Annotated in this window: 14 protein-coding genes; 13 read left to right on the top strand and 1 reads right to left on the bottom strand. The window is 65.6% G+C overall.

The annotated features are described in order from the left end of the window. Window positions 1-3: 3 nt before the first annotated feature. The 13 genes from LNV23_RS21970 (at window position 4) to LNV23_RS21910 (ending at window position 16,275) form a co-directional block, all read left to right on the top strand. A complete protein-coding gene (locus LNV23_RS21970) occupies window positions 4-1,407 on the top strand; it encodes a UDP-N-acetylmuramoyl-tripeptide--D-alanyl-D-alanine ligase (protein WP_263564995.1) in 1,404 nt (467 codons plus the stop codon). Between the two features lie 4 nt (window positions 1,408-1,411). After that, on the top strand, window positions 1,412-2,590 hold the full coding sequence (mraY, locus tag LNV23_RS21965) for a phospho-N-acetylmuramoyl-pentapeptide-transferase (protein WP_263564959.1): 1,179 nt from the start codon (window positions 1,412-1,414) through the stop codon (window positions 2,588-2,590). Window positions 2,591-2,606: 16 nt separating this feature from the next. Then, complete coding sequence (gene murD / locus LNV23_RS21960) at window positions 2,607-4,484, top strand: UDP-N-acetylmuramoyl-L-alanine--D-glutamate ligase (protein WP_263564958.1); 1,878 nt, start codon at window positions 2,607-2,609, stop codon at window positions 4,482-4,484. A 17-nt stretch (window positions 4,485-4,501) separates the two neighbouring features. Beyond that, window positions 4,502-5,749: a putative lipid II flippase FtsW gene (gene ftsW, locus LNV23_RS21955; RefSeq protein ID WP_263564994.1), complete on the top strand. Its 1,248-nt coding sequence runs from the start codon at window positions 4,502-4,504 to the stop codon at window positions 5,747-5,749. After that, window positions 5,746-6,834, top strand: a complete 1,089-nt coding sequence (murG, locus tag LNV23_RS21950; protein WP_263564957.1) for an undecaprenyldiphospho-muramoylpentapeptide beta-N-acetylglucosaminyltransferase — start codon at window positions 5,746-5,748, stop codon at window positions 6,832-6,834. The genes ftsW and murG overlap by 4 nt, the downstream gene beginning before the upstream one ends. Beyond that, window positions 6,831-8,234 carry a UDP-N-acetylmuramate--L-alanine ligase gene (murC, locus tag LNV23_RS21945; RefSeq protein ID WP_263564956.1) on the top strand — a complete coding sequence of 468 codons (1,404 nt, stop codon included), beginning with the start codon at window positions 6,831-6,833 and terminating at the stop codon, window positions 8,232-8,234. Before murG ends, murC begins: the two co-directional genes overlap by 4 nt. Next, the gene (locus LNV23_RS21940; RefSeq protein WP_263564955.1) at window positions 8,231-9,217 is read left to right on the top strand and encodes a D-alanine--D-alanine ligase; all 987 of its coding nucleotides are present in this window, start codon (window positions 8,231-8,233) and stop codon (window positions 9,215-9,217) included. The genes murC and LNV23_RS21940 overlap by 4 nt, the downstream gene beginning before the upstream one ends. A gap of 27 nt (window positions 9,218-9,244) precedes the next feature. Next, the gene (locus LNV23_RS21935; protein WP_263564954.1) at window positions 9,245-10,117 is read left to right on the top strand and encodes a cell division protein FtsQ/DivIB; all 873 of its coding nucleotides are present in this window, start codon (window positions 9,245-9,247) and stop codon (window positions 10,115-10,117) included. A 13-nt stretch (window positions 10,118-10,130) separates the two neighbouring features. After that, window positions 10,131-11,360: a cell division protein FtsA gene (ftsA, locus tag LNV23_RS21930; RefSeq protein ID WP_102766240.1), complete on the top strand. Its 1,230-nt coding sequence runs from the start codon at window positions 10,131-10,133 to the stop codon at window positions 11,358-11,360. Window positions 11,361-11,498: 138 nt separating this feature from the next. Further along, on the top strand, window positions 11,499-12,776 hold the full coding sequence (gene ftsZ, locus LNV23_RS21925; RefSeq protein WP_263564953.1) for a cell division protein FtsZ: 1,278 nt from the start codon (window positions 11,499-11,501) through the stop codon (window positions 12,774-12,776). A gap of 187 nt (window positions 12,777-12,963) precedes the next feature. Next, window positions 12,964-15,087 carry a sensor histidine kinase gene (locus tag LNV23_RS21920; RefSeq protein WP_263564952.1) on the top strand — a complete coding sequence of 708 codons (2,124 nt, stop codon included), beginning with the start codon at window positions 12,964-12,966 and terminating at the stop codon, window positions 15,085-15,087. A 17-nt stretch (window positions 15,088-15,104) separates the two neighbouring features. After that, on the top strand, window positions 15,105-16,040 hold the full coding sequence (gene lpxC / locus LNV23_RS21915) for a UDP-3-O-acyl-N-acetylglucosamine deacetylase (protein ID WP_263564951.1): 936 nt from the start codon (window positions 15,105-15,107) through the stop codon (window positions 16,038-16,040). Between the two features lie 49 nt (window positions 16,041-16,089). Beyond that, entirely contained in the window at window positions 16,090-16,275 is a 186-nt protein-coding gene (locus tag LNV23_RS21910) for a hypothetical protein (RefSeq protein ID WP_263564950.1), read from the top strand. A 25-nt stretch (window positions 16,276-16,300) separates the two neighbouring features. Here the strand turns inward: LNV23_RS21910 and LNV23_RS21905 are convergent, their stop codons facing one another. Next, window positions 16,301-17,941 (bottom strand): M20/M25/M40 family metallo-hydrolase, encoded by a 1,641-nt coding sequence (locus tag LNV23_RS21905; RefSeq protein ID WP_263564949.1) that lies wholly within the window; start codon window positions 17,939-17,941, stop codon window positions 16,301-16,303. Window positions 17,942-18,290 lie beyond the last annotated feature (349 nt).

The following is an 18,290-nucleotide window of genomic DNA, read 5'->3' as shown; positions in this document are numbered from 1 at the left end:
TTGATGACCCTGGGCCAGGCCCATGCCCTCTTGCTGCCGCTGCTGCCCACGGTACGCTTGATCGGCTCGCCCGACATCGCCATTCAGCGCGTGCACAGCGACACGCGCAGCCTGGCGGCCGGCGATCTGTTTGTCGCTCTGCGCGGCGAGCGCTTCGATGCGCACGAGTTCCTGCCCCAAGCCGCTGCCGCCGGTGCGGTGGCGGCCTTGGCCGAGCGCGGCCTGGTCGAGGCCGGCCTGGCCGGCATCGAGGTGCCGGACAGCAAGCAGGCCCTGGGTCTGCTGGCCCAGGCTTGGCGTGCCCAGGTGCAGCTGCCGCTGATTGCCGTCACCGGCAGCAATGGCAAGACCACGGTCACCCAGATGATCGCCAGCATCCTGCGCGCCTGGCATGGCAGCAACTGCCTGGCGACCGAAGGCAATTACAACAACGACATCGGCGTGCCCCTGACCCTGCTGCGCCTGCGCCAGGACGAGGTGCTGTGGCAGCGCGCGGCCGTGGTCGAGCTGGGCATGAACCACCCGGGCGAGATCGCGCCGCTGGCCGCCTTTGCCCGGCCCACCGTGGCCCTGGTCAACAACGCCCAGCGCGAGCACCAGGAATTCATGCAGACGGTGGAAGCCGCCGCCCGCGAGAACGGCGCCGTGATCGAGGCCCTGGGGGCTACCGGCGTGGCCGTGTTCCCGGCCGAAGATGCCTGCGCACCGATCTGGCTGGAGCTGGCCGGCAGCCGCCCGCATCTGAGCTTTGCCCTGCAAGGCGAGGCCGATGTCACCGGCAGCGCCCGCTGGGTGGACAGCGGCCATTGGGCTCTGGAGCTGCACACGCCGGCTGGCGTGGCGCCGGTGGCCCTGGCCGTGGCTGGTTTGCATAACGTGCGAAATGCACTGGCTGCGGCGGCCTGCGCCCTGGCAGCAGGTGCGCCGCTGGCGGTGATCGCCCGCGGCCTGGAGGATTTCCGTCCGGTCAAGGGCCGCTCGCAGCTCAAGAGCTTCGAGCGTGCCGGTCAGCGCATCACCCTGATCGACGACAGCTACAACGCCAACCCCGACAGCGTGCGCGCCGCCATCGATGTGCTGGCAGAGCTGCCCGGTGAGTCCTGGCTGGTCCTGGGCGATATGGGCGAGGTCGGCGACCAGGGCCCGGCCTTCCACCGCGAGGTGGGGGCTTATGCCGCCGAGCGCGGCCTGGCGGCGCTGTGGACCGCCGGCTCGGCCGCGGCCGATGCCGCCGCGGCGTACGGCGCGAAGGCGCGCGCCTTTGCCACCGTGGCGGATCTGCTGGCCGCGCTGGCCGAGTCCGCGCCGACGGTGCAGAACATTTTGATCAAGGGATCTCGCTTCATGCGTATGGAACAAGTGGTCGCTGCCCTGCTGCAGACGGCCGACACGAAAGCGGGGGCCTGAAGACATGCTGCTGTCCTTGGCTCAATGGCTGCAAGGCCTTTACCCGGATTTGGGCTTTTTGCGCCTGTTCCAGTACATCACCTTCCGTGCCGTGATGGCTGCCATGACGGCGCTGCTGATCGGCTTGGCCTTCGGCCCCTGGGTGATCCGCCGCCTGACCGAGATGAAGATCGGCCAGCCCATCCGCGAGTACGGAATCCAGCAGCATCTGGCCAAGAACGGCACGCCCACCATGGGCGGCGTGCTGATCCTGATCGGCATCGGCGTCTCGACCCTGCTGTGGTTCGACTGGAGCAACCGCTTTGTCTGGGTGGTGATGCTGGTGACCATGGGCTTTGGCGCCGTGGGTTGGGTCGATGACTGGCGCAAGGTGGTGGACAAGAACCCCGAGGGCATGCGCAGCCGCGAGAAGTTCTTCTGGCAGTCGCTGATCGGCCTGGTGGCCGCGCTCTACCTGGCCTTCAGCGTGTCGGAGACGTCCTTTCTGGGTGTGGTGCAGCTGTTCTTCCGCTGGATCAGCAGCGGCTTCTCGACTGACCTGCCGCCCAAGGCCGACCTGATCGTGCCCTTCTTCAAGACGGTCAGTTATCCGCTTGGCGTGTTCGGTTTCATCGCGCTGTCTTTCTTTGTCATCGTCGGCTGCAGCAATGCGGTCAACTTCACCGATGGCCTCGATGGCCTGGCCATCATGCCGGTGGTGCTGGTGGGATCGGCCTTGGGTCTCTTCGCCTACCTGACCGGCTCCTCGGTGTTTTCCAAATACCTGCTGCTGCCCTACATCCCGGGGGCGGGCGAGCTGCTGATCTTCTGCGCGGCCATGGCGGGGGCAGGTCTTGCCTTCCTCTGGTTCAACGCCTACCCGGCCCAGGTCTTCATGGGCGATGTGGGCGCGCTGTCCCTGGGCGGTGCGCTGGGCACCCTGGCCGTGATCACGCGCCAGGAAATCGTGCTGGGCATCATGGGCGGCGTGTTCGTGGCCGAGGTGCTCTCGGTCATGTTGCAAGTGAGCTGGTTCAAGTACACCAAGAAGAAGTACGGCGAGGGCCGGCGCATCTTCAAGATGGCGCCGCTGCACCACCACTTCGAGAAGACCGGCTGGAAGGAAACGCAGGTGGTCGTGCGTTTCTGGATCATCACCATGCTGCTGTGCCTGGTCGGCCTGGCCAGCTTGAAGCTGCGTTGAGGCGGGCGAGGCGAGCATGAAGCATCTTCAAGGCCTGCGCGTGCTGATTCTGGGTCTCGGGGACTCGGGCCTGGCCATGGCCGCCTGGGTGGCGCGCCATGGCGCGGAGCGCATTGCGGTGTGGGACTCGCGCCCGCAGCCGCCGCAGGCCGCGGCCTTGGCCGAGCATGTGCCGGCCGCCCGCTTCTTCAGTGGCGAGCTGTCGGCCGACGAGCTGATCGGCGTGCAGCTGGTGCTCAAGAGCCCGGGCCTGTCGCCGTTGGATGCCCGCCTGCAGCCGCTGCTGAACCAGGCGCGCCAGACCGGCGTGCCGGTGCAGGGCGAGCTGGATTTGTTTGCCCGCGCCCTGGCCGACCTCAAGGCCGAGCGTGGCTATGCACCGGCCGTGCTGGCCATCACCGGCACCAATGGCAAGACCACCACCACCTGCATGACGGCCTTGCTGGCCGAACGTGCCGGCAAGCGCGTGGTCATGGCCGGCAATATCGGCCCCAGCATGCTGACGACCCTGGGCGCGGCCCTGGATCTGGAGCCGGCACCCGTGCTGCCCGAAGAAGTTCCGCAGGAGCTTGCTGCTGAAGCCGAGGTGCCCAATCCGGTGACCGATGAAGCTGTGGCATCTGAAGCTGCACCCGAAGCTGCACCCGAAGCTGCGACAGAAGCTGCGACAGAAGCGGAGGCAGCCCCGGCCGAGCTGGCTGTCGAGCCCGCTGCAGAGTCTGACGCAGCTGAACCCGCGCCGGCCGAGGCAACGCCTGCTGCCGCGAGTGCAGAAGCTGCCGAGGCGGTCAGCACCCTGGACATGGTCGAAGCCCTGCTCGACGAGGCGCCCCTGCCCATCAAGCCGCCGCCGCCCAAGGGCCCGGTCTTTGAGCACCTGCCCGAGGTCTGGGTGCTGGAGCTGTCCAGCTTCCAGCTCGATGGCGTGCAGGGCTTTGAGCCCACGGCCGGCGCCGTGCTGAATCTCACGCAAGACCATCTCGACTGGCATGGCGATATGGCCGCCTACACCCGGGCCAAGGCCTTTGTCTTCGGCCAGAACGGGCTGATGGTCATCAACCGCGACGACCCGGTGGTCGAGGGCTTGGTGCCGGCCGCCGTGATGGTCAAGCAAGGCCGCGGCCGCGCTGCCAAATCGGTGCAGCGCGCGGTCGCCCGTTTCGGCCTCGACGCGCCGGACCGCCCGGGCGACTTCGGCCTGGTGGAAGAGGGCGGCATGGCCTGGCTGGTGCGTGCCCGCGAGCAAGATGAAACCCTGAAACGTAAAAAGGGCGAGGACGAGGAAGAAATCACCCTGCAGCGCCTGATGCCGGCTGACGCCCTGCGTGTGCGCGGCCGCCATAACGCTGCCAATGCACTGGCCGCCCTGGCCCTGGCCAGCGCCGCCGGCTGTGCGCTGGCACCCATGCTGCATGGCCTGCGCGAGTACCGCGGCGAGCCGCACCGCGTCGAACATGTCGCCACGATCGAAGGCGTGGATTTCTACGACGATTCCAAGGGCACCAATGTCGGCGCCACCGTCGCCGCCATCACCGGCCTGGGCGCCGACCGTGCGCCGGCCAAGCTGGTCTTGATCCTCGGCGGCGACGGCAAGGGCCAGGATTTCAGCCCTCTGGCCGCCGGCGTGGCCCGCCATGCCCGCGCCGTGGCCCTGATCGGCCGCGACGGCCCGCAGATCGCCGCCGCCCTGGCCGATTGCGGCGTGCCTCTGCAAGCGCATGAAAGCTTGGAAGCCGCCACGGCCTGGTGCCAGGCACAAGCGCAAAGCGGCGACAGCGTGCTGCTGAGCCCGGCCTGCGCCAGCCTGGACATGTTCCGCAACTACGCCCACCGCGCCGAGGTCTTTGTGGCCGCCGTGCAGCAGCTGGCCGAAGACCGGGGGCTGAGCCTGTGAGCGCTGCCGCCGGACTGATGAAGCAATGGGGCGATCGCCTGCGCGAGCTGATCTCGGGGCGCGGCAAGGGCGGCGTCGAGAACGTGCCGGTGCGTGACTGGGTCAGCGTGTCCGCGGGCCAGCCGACCAAGCTCAGCGGCTTCGACCTGACCCTGGTCTGGGTCGTCTTGGCCCTGATGGGCCTGGGTTTGGTGATGGTGTATTCCGCCTCCATCGCCATGCCGGACAACCCGCGCTTCGAGAAGTATCTGCCGACCCATTTCCTGACTCGCCACATCATCGCCATCGCCTGCGGCCTGGTGGCCGGACTGATCACGGTGCAAGTACCGGTGGCGACCTGGGAGCGCTATGCGCCCTGGATGTTTGTGCTTGCCCTGGTCTTGCTGGTGGCCGTGCTGATCCCAGGCGTGGGCAAGGTCGTCTACGGTGCGCGGCGCTGGATCCCGCTGGGCGTGATGAACTTCCAGCCCTCGGAGCTGGCCAAGATGGCGATCGCCATGTATGCGGCCAGCTACATGATGCGCAAGATGGATGTGAAGGAGAACTTCTTCCAGGCCGTCTGGCCCATGGCCGTGTCGCTGGCCATCGTCGGCGTGCTGCTGCTGGCCGAGCCGGACATGGGCGCCTTCATGGTGATCGCGGCCATCGCCATGGGCATCTTGTTCCTGGGCGGTGTCAATGGCCGCATGTTTTTCTTGATCGTGGCCGTGCTGGTCGGCGCTTTCGTGCTGATGATTACCTTCAGCGAGTTCCGCCGCGAGCGCATCTTTGCCTACCTCAACCCCTGGGATGAGAAGTATGCCCAGGGCAAGGCCTACCAGCTGACGCATTCCCTGATCGCACTGGGCCGCGGCGAGTGGCTGGGCCAGGGCCTGGGCAGCAGCGTCGAAAAACTGCACTACCTGCCCGAGGCGCACACCGACTTTCTGCTCGCCGTGATCGGCGAAGAGCTGGGCTTTGTCGGTGTGGCCATCACCATCATTGCTTTCTTCTGGCTCTCGCGCCGGCTCTTCCACATCGGCCGCCAGGCCATCGCCCTAGACCGCGTGTTCGCCGGCCTCTACGCCCAAGGCATCGGCATCTGGATGGGCGGCCAGGCCTTCATCAATATGGGCGTGAACTTGGGCGCGCTGCCGACCAAGGGCCTGACCCTGCCGCTGATGAGCTTTGGCGGTTCGGCCATTTTGATGAACTGCGTGGCCTTGGCCATCGTGCTGCGGATAGACATCGAGAATAGGCAATTGATGCGCGGAGGCCGCGCATGAGTACCAAGCATCTGGTGATCATGGCTGCCGGCACCGGCGGCCACATCATCCCGGGCCTGGCTGTGGCTGAGGAGATGAAGCGCCGCGGCTGGAGCGTCAGCTGGATGGGCACCGAGCTGGGCATGGAAAACAAGCTGGTGCCGCCCACCGGCATTCCGCTCGATCGCTTGGCCTTTGCCGGCCTGCGCGGCAAGGGGCTGCTGCACACGGTCAAGGGTGTGTTCAAGCTGGCCCAGGCTTTTGTGCAGAGTCGTCAGGTGTTCGTGACGCGCAGCGCCGATGCGGTGCTGGGCATGGGCGGATACGTCTGCTTCCCCGGTGGCTTGATGGCTTGGTTGATGCGCCGGCCGCTGATGCTGGTCAATGCCGATGCGGCCATGCTGCTGAGCAACCAGAGCCTCAAGCCCATGGCTCACACCATTGCCTTTGGTTTCGACGGCGCGGCTGCGGCCTCGACGAGCAAGGCCGTGGTCACCGGCAACCCGGTGCGCGCCGAGATCGAAGCCCTGGCGCCGCCGGCCCAGCGCTATGCCGGCCGCAGCGGCCCGCTGCGTGTGCTGGTGGTGGGCGGCTCCTTGGGCGCGCGCGCCATCAACGATTTGCTGCCCAAGGCCCTGGCCCTGTGGCCGGCCGATCAGACGCGCCCGCAGGTGATCCATCAGACCGGCCAGGCCAATCTGGCGGCGGTGCAGGCGGCCTACAAGGCGGCCGGTGTGCAGGCCGACATCCGGCCTTTCATCGATGACATGGCGGCCGAACTCGCTGCGGCCGATGTGATGCTGTGCCGAGCCGGTGCAGTGACGGTCAGCGAGATCTGTGCGGCCGGCCTGGCCTCGGTGCTGGTGCCTCTGGTGGTCAGCACCACCTCGCACCAGCGCGACAACGCCCGCTTCATGGCTCAGCATGGCGCCGCGGTGCATCTGCCGCAAGAGGAAATGACGGCCGAGGGCCTGAAGCAGTTGCTGCAAGGCATGGACCGCGAGCATCTGCTGGCCATGGCCGACAAGGCCCGCACGCTGGCCCGCCCGCGCGCTGCGTCTCGGGTGGCCGATGAAATTGAAAAGATGAGTGGTGCCCGCCCATGAAACACGCCTTGCAACGCATTCACTTCGTGGGCATCGGCGGCGCCGGCATGAGCGGCATTGCCGAGATCTTGCAAGCCCAGGGCTACCGCGTCTCGGGCTCGGACCAGTCCGACAGCGCCACTTTGCAGCGCCTGGCCAGCCTGGGCCTGCGGGTGCAGATCGGCCATGCGGCCGAACACATCGGCGATGCCCAGGTGGTGGTCACTTCCACGGCCGTGCGCGCCGACAACCCCGAGGTGCTGGCCGCGCGCGCGCGCCACATCCCGGTGGTGCAGCGCGCCGTCATGCTGGCCGAGCTCATGCGCCAGCAAAAAGGCATCGCCATCGCCGGCACCCATGGCAAGACCACGACCACCTCCCTGGTCACCGATGTGCTGATCGAAGCCGGCCAGGACCCGAGCTTTGTGATCGGCGGCAAGCTGGCCAGCGCCGGCGCCAACTCTCGCCTGGGCCGGGGCGAGTTCATCGTCGTCGAAGCCGATGAGTCCGATGCCTCCTTCCTCAAGCTGCTGCCCATGCTGGCCGTCGTCACCAATATCGACGCCGACCACATGGACACCTACGGCCATGACTTCGCCCGCCTGAAGCTGGCTTTCGTCGATTTTCTGCACCGCATGCCTTTTTACGGCGCGGCGGTGATGTGCGCCGACGATGCCGGCGTGCGCTCCATCCTGCCGCTGCTCTCGCGCCCGGTGGTGACCTACGGCTTCGACGAAGACCTCGATGTGCGCGCCGTCGACATGCAAGCCCTGTCGGGTGGCGGCATGCGCTTCACTGTGCAGCGCCAGGGCCGGCCCGATCTGCCGGTGGTGTTGAACTTGGCGGGTCGGCATAACGTCTTGAATGCACTGGCCGCGATCGCCGTGGCCGACGAGCTGGAGTTGCCGGACGCACCGGTGCTGGCCGCGCTGGCCAAGTTCGGCGGCGTGGGCCGGCGCTTCCAGCGCTACGGCGAGCTGCCGGCATCGGCCGGCGGTCAGTTCAGCCTGGTCGATGACTACGGCCACCATCCGGTGGAGATGGCGGCGGTGCTGTCGGCGGCGCGCGGCGCCTTCCCGGGCCGCCGCCTGGTGCTGGCCTTCCAGCCGCACCGCTACACCCGCACGCGCGACTGCTTCGCCGAGTTCGTGCGCGTGATTGCCGGCTTCGACGCTGTGCTGCTGACCGAGGTGTACGCCGCCGGCGAGGGCGTGATCGCCGGCGCCGATGGCCGCGCGCTGCTGGCGGCGCTGCAGAAGACCTCGCTGGCCGAGGTGAGCTTTGTCGACGACGTCGCCTCCCTGCCGCAGGCCATTGCCGCGGCGGCGCGTGCCGACGACGTTGTGATCGTGATGGGCGCGGGCTCCATCGGTGCCGTGCCGGCACAAACCGTGACTTTTTTGAAGGGTGTCCAGCCATGAAACTGGATCTGAATATCGATCCTCGTACTCTGGGCAAAGTAGCCGTCTTGATGGGCGGCGACTCGGCCGAGCGCGAGGTCTCGCTGACCATGTCGGGCCCGGGCGTGCTCAAGGCCTTGCGTTCGCAAGGCGTAGATGCGCATGGCTTCGACCCGTCCGAGCGGCCGCTGCAAGTGCTCAAGGACGAGGGCTTCGAGCGCTGCTTCATCGCCCTGCATGGCCGCCACGGCGAAGACGGCACGGTCCAAGGTGCGCTGGAACTGCTGGGCATTCCCTACACCGGATCGGGTGTGCTGGCCTCCAGCATCGCCATCGACAAGATCATGACCAAGCGCCTGTGGCTGGCCGATGGCCTGCCCACGCCGCGCTATGTCAAGCTCAAGAAAAGCGCCATCAGCCGCGCGAACTGCATGGCCATCCCGGACCAACTGGGCCTGCCGGTCTTCGTCAAGCCGCCGCACGAGGGTTCGACCATCGGCATCAGCAAGGTCGAAGGCTATTCGCAGATGCAAGAGGCGGTTGAGCTGGCCGCGCGCTACGACGACGAGATCCTCTGCGAGGAATTCATCGACGGCCCCGAGCTCACCTGCCCGGTGCTGGGTGAGGGCGACACCGCCGTGGCTCTGCCGGTGGTGCAGATCGAAGCTGTCGGCGGCAACTACGACTACCAGAACAAGTACTTCACCGACACCACCCGTTACCTGACCGACACCCTGAGCATCGAGCTCGAACGTGAGGTGCGCGAGCTGACCCTGGCCGCCTACCGCTCGCTGGGCTGCCGCGGCTGGGCGCGCGCTGACGTGATGCTGCGCAAGCGCGACAACAAGCCCTTCTTGCTTGAAATGAACACCTCGCCGGGCATGACCTCGCATTCCCTGGTGCCGATTTCGGCCAAGGCCGCCGGCATCTCTTACGAGCAGCTGTGCATGTGGGTGCTGTCGCAGGCGCGCCTGGACGGCCAAGTTCCGGCCAAGCAGGCCTGACCGAGTCACCGCCCAAGACCAAGAATCATGCGCGCCTCCGCCACCCTCAGCAGCAGCTTGCCGCCTGACATCCGCTTGATGAATGCGGTGACGGCCTTGTTGCTCGCGGGTGTGTTGCTGCTGGCGGCCGGGCTCGGTCTGCGCTGGGTGTCGCGCCAGCCGGTGTTTGCCATTCGCGCCATTCAGGTGGAAGGCGATGTCGCGCGCAACAGCGCGGCGTCCTTGCGTGCCAATGCGCTGCCGGGCTTGTCGGGTTCCTTTTTGAGCATGAGCTTGCAGCAGGGGCGCGAAGCTTTCGAAGCCGTGCCTTGGGTGCGCAGCGCGGTGGTGCAGCGGGTCTGGCCGAACCAGCTCAAGGTCCGGCTCGAGGAGCACCGGCCTGCCGCCTACTGGGAAACCAAGGCCGAGGGTGCCGATGCCAACAGCGACGCCACCGTCGAACGCCGTCTGGTCAACAGCTTCGGCGAGGTGTTCCAGGCCAATCTGGGCGACGTCGAGGATGAAGACCTGCCGGTGCTGGCCGGCCCTTCCGGCACCTCGGCCAGCATGCTGCACATGTGGCAACGCTTGCAGCAAGCCAGCCGCGCCATGGACGACAGCATCGACCGGCTCGATCTGTCGGGCCGCGGCTCCTGGCGCATCACCCTGGACAAGGGAGCGGTGATCGAGCTGGGCCGCGGGGAGGAAGATGAGGTGTTGGCTCGCTATGAGCAGTTGGTGCGTACGGTCAGCCAGCTCACTTCACGCTTCCAGGCGCCGCTCTTGTCCGCCGATTTGCGTCACGCCGATGGTTATGCCGTGCGCCTGCAGGGCTACGCCACCGTCGCCAAACCTGTCAAAACCAACAAACCCGCGGCCAAGCCGGCCAAACCCGCCAGCGCGGGAACCATAAGAAACTGAAGGAAGAACAAGCATGGCCAAGGAATACAAGGATTTGGTCGTTGGGCTCGATATCGGCACGGCCAAGATCATGGCCGTGGTGGCCGAGGTGCTGGGCAATGGTGAATTGCGCATCGCCGGCCTCGGCGTGGCCAGCTCGAATGGTTTGAAGCGCGGCGTGGTGGTCAATATCGACGCCACCGTGCAATCGATCCAGCAGGCCTTGAAAGAGGCCGAAATGATGGCCGACTGCAAGATTTCCCGGGTTTACACCGGCATCACCGGCAGCCATATCCGCGGCCAGAATTCCACCGGCATGGTGATCGTGCGCGACAAGGAAGTGACACCGGTCGATGTTGCCCGGGTCGTGGAAACCGCCAAAGCCATCAATATTCCCAACGACCAGCGCCTGCTGCTGGTCGAGCCACAGGAATTCGTGATTGACGGCCATGAGGTCAAAGAACCCATCGGCATGAGCGGCGGCCGCCTGGAAGTGAAGGTCCATATCGTCACCGGCGCACAAAGCGCGGCGGAAAACATCGTCAAGTGCGTGCGCCGCTGCGGCCTGGAAGTGGATCAGCTGGTTTTGAATTCCAGCGCCTCCAGCCTGGCCGCCTTGACCGCCGACGAGCGCGATCTCGGCGTCGCCCTGGTCGATATTGGCGCCGGCACCACCGATGTGGCGATCTTCACCGGCGGCTCGATCCGGCATACCGCTGTCATCCCCATCGCTGGCGACCTGATCACCAGCGATATCGCCATGGCCTTGCGCACGCCGACCAAGGATGCCGAGGAAATCAAGGTCGAGTATGGCGTCGCGAAACAGATGCTGGCCGACCCGGCCGACCAAGTCGAGGTACCCGGTTTGGGCGATCGCGCCCCCCGAATGCTTTCAAAACAAGCACTTGCCGGTGTTATTGAACCCAGAGTCGAGGAAATATTCTCGCTGGTGAATCAAGTCATCCGCGAAAGCGGGTATGAAGAACTCTTGTCTTCGGGGATTGTTCTGACCGGCGGCTCGGCGGTGATGCCCGGTATGGTGGAACTCGCCGAGGACATATTCCTGAAACCCGTTCGGCGCGGCAACCCGACCTATGGCGGCGCTTTGTTCGACATGGTTTCGAACCCCCGTTCGGCCACCGTCATGGGTTTGCTGGAAGAAGCGCGTCTGTCGCGGACCCGGGGTTTGAAAGCGGCGCAACAGGCCGGTTCCATGAAAACCCTGTTCGGGCGGGCCAAGGATTGGTTCCTGGGTAACTTCTGAAACTCACATCTGCTTACCTGATGGGTAAGGCGGCACTGGTTTAACTGTCGGAAAACAACGGCAGCGCGTGAAAAAAAAGGGTCATCCCTATAGTTTTTCGGGCTTAGCGGCGGCACAATTGCTCAAGGAGAATTGATTATGGCGATCGAGATGATCGAAGAGTTTGACCAAGGCACCCAAATCAAGGTGATTGGGGTGGGTGGCGGTGGCGGCAACGCGGTGGACCACATGATCGCGCAGGGCGTGATGGGTGTGGAATTCATCTGCGCCAATACCGATGCCCAGGCGCTGAATCGCTCCAAGGCTGACCAGCTCCTGCAGCTGGGCAGCACCGGGCTCGGCGCCGGCGCCAAGCCTGAAATGGGCAAGGCCGCGGCGGAAGAGGCCGAAGCCCGCATCCGCGAGTCCATCCAGGGCGCGCACATGCTCTTCATCACCGCTGGTATGGGCGGTGGCACCGGCACCGGTGCGGCGCCTGTCATTGCTCGCGTGGCCAAGGACATGGGCATCCTGACCGTCGGTGTGGTGACCAAGCCTTTCGAATTCGAAGGCGGCCGTCGCTCCAAGGCGGCTGATGCCGGTCTGGCTGAGCTGGAAGCCAATGTCGACTCGCTGATCGTCGTGCTGAACGACAAGCTGCTGGATGTGCTCGGCGACGATGTCACGCAAGATCAAGCTTTCGCGCACGCCAATGACGTGTTGAAGAACGCTGTTGGCGGCATTTCCGACATCATTCACATCCCCGGTCTGGTCAACGTTGACTTCGAAGACGTCAAGACGGTGATGAGCGAACCCGGCAAGGCCATGATGGGCACGGCGCAAGCCAGCGGCCCGGATCGCGCCGCCAAGGCCGCCGAAGCAGCCGTGGCTTGCCCGCTGCTGGAAGGCATCGATCTGTCCGGCGCGCGCGGCGTGCTGGTGCTGATTGCCGCCAACCGCAACACCTTCAAGCTGAGCGAATCCCGCAATGCGATGAACGCCATCAAGCGTTACGCCTCGGAAGACGCGCATGTCATCTACGGCACGGCCTACGACGAAACGCTGGGCGACGCCCTGCGTGTCACCGTCATCGCCACCGGCCTGTCCTCACAGCGTGCGCGCCAGCAAGCGCCTTTGCAGGTGGTGCAGCAGCAGGTGCAGACACAGCTGCGCACGGGCACCTATGACGTGCCGGTCCTGACCGACCACGTCAAGATGCAGGCCGGCACGACGGTGGCGCAAGCCGGCGGTCTGGGCCTGGGTGGCATGGGCGGTGTCAGCAGCGGTGTGGCCTCGGGTCTTGGTGCCGATCTCGGCGCCTCGCACAGCGTTTGGCGTCATGGCCGTACTGCGGCCGCCACCAAGGTCGAGGCTTTGTCCTCGAACGGCATGGACGAGATCGAAATCCCGGCCTTCTTGCGCAAGCAAGCGGACTGAGCGAGCCAAGCGGATATCGGGCCTGAGGCTCGAACCAATGAGCGGACCCTGCGGGGTCCGTTTTTGTTGTTGGCGTACTCACCCTTGGGCCTGGACTCCTGAATGTCGAGCTTGTGCCCAGAGGGTCAGGCCATGCGCCTGTGGCATGCTCCTGCTTTGGGCCGCAGCGGTCAGGGCACAGCAAGGCATGAGCGACATTTTTCGAGCAGCATGGATCGGCGCCCTTTGGCGTCTTCGCCAGGTGTCGGGCGAGTCCGCCCTGTGTACGGGTCTTGCCTGGGTGGCCGCCATGCTGCTGCTCTTGGAGCCTGCTCTTGTGCAAGCGCAAGGTCAGTCCCAAGCCCAGGTGGAGATGCAAGCCCTGGCCTTGAACGGCCTGCCATTGAAGAACAATGGCGAGCAGGCCTTCAGCGCCGACCGCGCGATCAGCCTCTGGAGCCGTGAGGATCTCGATGCCTGGTGGGCCGCGCTGCGCTCGATGGAGGGCACGCATGGCATCCTGCCGGCGCGCCTGCAGCCGCCAGCCGACGCGGCCGCCTGGTCCACGGTCAGCCTGCCTGACGTCAAGCCACGCGCTTCCCACGCGATGGCGTCCAGCGCTGCCGGGCAGGCTCGCAGTTATGAAATGCGCTGGTATCGCCTGCGCTATGCACCGCCTCAGGGTCGCTGGCCCACCAGCGTGGCGCTTTACATGCCGCGCCTGTCGGCCATGTCGGCCGCCGTGCTCGTCAAGACCGATGAAGGATGGCGTCAGGTCTTTGACAACCAGTACGGTGCGCGTGAGCAATGGGTGCGGCCACTCTGGGCTTTGTTTCCTCCTGCTCTGACCGAACTGCACCAAAGCCGCAGCATCGAGCTGGTGGTGGCGGTGCCGGTCCGGCATGACAGCTTCTTCTCGGTGTCCACCGTATGGTTGGGCGCTCGCGAAGATCTGGAGACACTGCCGCGGCGGCGCTGGATGTTGCAGATTGGCGCGCCTCAAGCCATCAGCCTGACCCTGGTCACTCTGGGCTTGTTTTCCCTAGCTCTGTGGGTGCGGCGGCGCAGCGAACCGGCCTATTTGCTGTTTGCTCTGGCCTCGGTGGCCTGGCTCTTGCGCAATTTGCACTACCACCTGAACTTGCCGCGTTCGCCGTTGGGCTTGGAGTGGTTCTGGTGGATGACCCATGCCTCTATGTCATGGGTGATGTTGCTGACCTTTATGTTCGCCTTGCGCTTTGCCCGGCGCCAGTTCCATCGCCTGGAACGCACGGTGGCTTTGCTTGTGCTGGGGGGGAGCCTGCTGACCCTGCCTCTGTTCGGCCTGGCGCCTGACCCGGTGTTCCAGCAAGCCATCAATGCCCTGGTCAGCGTGCTAGGTACGGTCTTCGTCGGCGTCGTGGCTCTGCGCGAGGGCAGCCGCGAATTGCGTTTGATCGCCATCAGCTTGGCTCTGAGTCTGGTGCTGGGCGTGCACGATGTGATCTTGCTGGCCGGCTTGGCCTGGCCCGAGCACATCTATCTGATGCCGTATGCGACGCTGATCATCGTCGCTAGTTTTCTCTATGCCGTGCAACGCCGCTACATCGGAGCGCTGGAAGAGGTCGAGCAGCTCAATGCCTGTCAGGCGCAGCGCTTGCAGCAGCAAAGCGACGAGTTGCTGGCGCAGCACGAGCGCCTGCGCGAGGCGGAGCGGCAGCAGGCCTTGCTGATCGAGCGCCAGCGCCTGATGCAAGACATGCATGATGGCCTGGGTTCCTCGCTGCTCTCGGCCATGGTGGCGGTGGAGCAGGGCCGGATGGAGCAAGACAAGGTGGTCGAGGTCTTGCGCGAATGCGTGGACGATTTGCGCCTGGTGATCGATTCGCTCGAGCCGGTCGGCCATGACCTGGTGTCGCTGCTGGCCACCATGCGCTACCGCCTGGGTAAGCGTTTGCAGGTCGGCGGCCTGAGCCTGGAATGGGATGTGCAAGACCTGCCCCCGCTGGCTTGGTTGGAGCCGCCCGACGCCTTGCATGTGCTGCGCCTCTTGCAGGAAGCGCTGAGCAATGTGCTCAAGCACGCCAAGGCCTCGCGGGTGCGCATGGTGACGCGCAACCAGGGCAGCTATGTCGAGATCCGGGTTGAGGACGATGGCGAGGGCTTCGACCTCGCCACGGCGCAGCGCGGCCGCGGCCTGAAAAGCCAGCAGCGCCGGGCGCAGCGACTGGGCGGCTCGATCAAGATCGAGTCGAGCCCAGGGCAGGGCACGCGCCTGAGCCTGCGCCTGCCGGTGCAGCGCGCCGCCAGCGGTGAGGCGCCCTCAGCCCCAAGCCAGCAAGCCGCGTCCTGATCGCCGACAATCGAGGCATGCTGAAACAAAGAACCCTGAAGGCGCTGACCAAAGCGGTTGGCGTGGGCATCCACAGCGGCCAGCGTGTCGAACTGACCCTCAGGCCGGCGGCGCCTGACACTGGCATCGTCTTCCGCCGCGTCGATCTGTGCACGCCGGTGGACATTCCCGTGCGCCCCGATACGGTCTGTGACACCCGAATGGCCACCACCATCAGCCCCGGCGGCGACCCTGGCGCGCCCAAGGTGCAGACCATTGAGCATCTGTTGTCAGCCTGTGCCGGCTTGGGCCTGGACAATCTGTATGTGGACATCAATGCCGACGAGGTGCCCATCCTTGACGGCTCGGCCGCCAGCTTTGTCTACCTGCTGCAGAGCGCCGGCATCGAGCAGCAGAACGCTGCCAAGAAGTTCCTGCGCGTCAAGAAGGCGGTGGAAGTGCGCCAGGGCGAGGGCAAACGCCTGATGTGGGCGCGCCTGGAGCCGCATCACGGCTACACCTTGAGCTTCCAGATCGAGTTCGACAACCCGGCCGTGTCGGCCACCGGCCAGCAGTATGTCTTCGACATGGGTTCGGGCCAGTACAAAAAGGAAATCGCCCGCGCACGCACCTTCGGCATGACCAGCGACATCGAGCTGATGCGCTCGCGTGGTCTGACCCTCGGCGGCTCCATGGACAACGCCATCGTTGTCGATGACTACCGCGTTCTGAACGCTGATGGACTCCGTTATGACGACGAGTTCGTCAAGCACAAGATCCTCGACGCCATTGGCGATATGCAGGTGGCGGGCTATCCACTGCTGGCCGCCTACACCTCGTTCAAGGGCGGTCATGCCTTGAACAACAAGCTGGTGCGTGCCTTGCTGGCCGATGCCGAGGCCTACGAGCTGATCACCTTCGAGGACGATGCTCGCGCGCCGCAAGGCTTCGCTCAGCTGGCGCCGGCGTGGTGATCTGTTTCCTGCGGCCGCGCCAGCGGGCGCTCAGGCCTGGAGTGTGCCCATGATGATTTTTCGCCTCGTCGCCGGCCTGCTGATGTTCGCCGGCATCGTCAGCTTTGCCATCTACATCGCCACCGGGCAGAAGATCTGGCGGCGGCGCGGCCTGCTCATCGTCAAATGGACGCTGCTGGCCGCGCTGGGATTTTTCGCGGTGCTGGTGCTGGAGCGGCTCGCTCTGATGTTGTGAGTCCGCCGCCCCGGCTGCGCGCTTCTTATTGCGCCGTGTAGCTGACCGTCAGCTGGTAATTGCCGGCGGTATAGCCTTTCAGCAACACATAGACGTCGCTGTTGGCCGCCGCGCTGATGCTGCAGGTCTCGGTGGCGGTGCTGCCATCGCTCTTGCAGTCATAGCTGGCCGTCGTGGGCACAGCGGCTTTCTTGACGAACAAGTCGATGTCGCCGGTGCCGGTGGTGCTGGCCTTGAACGTGCCTCCGGCCTTGACCTTGAAGGGGCCGAAGCTCCGGGTCTGGTTCAGCGTCAGGCTGCCGCTGAAGTTTTCCACCTTGTCACCAGGCGGCGGCGTGCCAGGGCCGTCGGCACCCAGTTCCACCGCATAGGCCAGGGCCATGCGTGCGAACTTGAGCGAGTGTTCGGCATTGCTGCCGGTGTTGGCGTAGGTGTCGTTGGCGGAGTGGATGTAGGGGTTGTCGGCCGCGAACGAGGACTCAAACGGCATGGTCGCGAAGTAGCCTTGGGCGTTCCAGCTGGCATGGTCCGAGCAGGCGTAGCCGCAGCGGTCCGTGCCGATTTTCAGGGTCGGCAGATAGGTCTTGATCAGGTTGGTGACGAAGGTGTTCTGGCCGGCGTCGGTGTAGTCGGTGAAGATGTAGATGTCATTGGCGGCGCCTTTGTAATTCGTCATGTCCAGCTGGATCACGCCGACCACATTGGTGTTGGCCGCGGCAAAGCTGCGCGCGATCTCGGCCGAGCCACGCAGGCCCACCTCTTCTGCCGCATAGGCCATGAATTTCAGGGTGCGCCGAGGTTTGAAGTTATTGGCCACCAGGGTGCGGATGATTTCGGTCAGGCTGGCCACGCCGGAGGCGTCATCGTCGGCGCCCGGCGCACGCGTGGTTTCCCCGGTTCCCGAGCTGACGATGGAGTCCAGATGTGCGCCCAGCACGACCACCTCGGAGGCATTGTCCGTGCCCTTGAAGGTCAGGATGACCGACTTCTGCGGCCAGCTGGCGTGGGTGAATTGCTCCACCGTGATGTCGCTGCGCCCGCCGGCCAAGGTGGTCCAGCGGTTCTTCAGCCAGGTCGAGGCGGCGGTGCCGCCGCTGGTCGTGTAGTAGCGGTTGGTGTTTGCGGAAAGATCGAGGATGGTCTGGCCGATATTGCTGGCCTGCATTTGTGACAGCATGGGTGTGACCAGGGTTTGCTGGTCGATCACATAGCTGGGCCGCGTGGCGGCAACCAGGGGCTGCATGGGGCGGCTCAAGGCGCTCAGGCTGCGCTGACCCTCTGCCTGGCTGGGGTGGAACATATAGCCGCCGCAACGGCGCAGCTTTTCATGCACCGCGGCCGACAGCTGGCCCAGCAGTGCCTCCTCCACTTCAACCAGGTGCACGCGTTCGGGCTGGCGCGCTGCCGTGGCGTCACCGGCGGTCTCGCTCACCGAGGCCAGTGCGTCGACGCTGGCGCTGGAGCGGGCGGCCGGATGCACGCGTTGCAACTCCTTGAAGGCGGCATCGCCAAGGCTGATCCAAACCTTGTTGCTGGCCGCGGGCTTGCTGGCGTTTGTGGCTTGGGCCAAGGCGCTGGGGCTGAGCAGGGGACTGAGTGCCAGCAGGCCGGCCAAGGCTGGGGCCAGCCAGGTGCGCGGGCGCTGAAGAGAGTGCAGGGTGGGCATGGTCAAGGTCTCCTTGTGGGGGTGGGGGGCAGGCCTGCGCCGGCCGGCGCTGGCGCCAGTGCCGCTTGGGGCTTGCCGCAAACGCGGGTTCGCCGCGGCTTCGGCCAGCCGGTGTTGAGGGCCTCGCCGAGCGCGCAACCATCCTCCTTTAACACCTCAACGTGAAATTGGGGCGAATGCGGATGTCAGTTCTTACAGCTTGTGCGGAAACCGCCCGTCACTAGGATTCGCTCCCACTGACCGGCTGCCTTCAAACGTGGCGGGCGGCGGCTGCGGCGACTGGTGCTGCGGCACGGCGACCGGGGTCAGACGGTGAGGGGCACGGCCTTGCGATCCAGGGTTCGACCTT

It is taken from the genome of Kinneretia sp. DJ1R-11 (assembly GCF_025717595.1).
Classification (GTDB): Bacteria; Pseudomonadota; Gammaproteobacteria; order Burkholderiales; family Burkholderiaceae_C; genus Paucibacter_A.
Note: the sequence above shows the minus strand (reverse complement) of the source record. Positions and strands in the feature narration are given on the sequence as shown.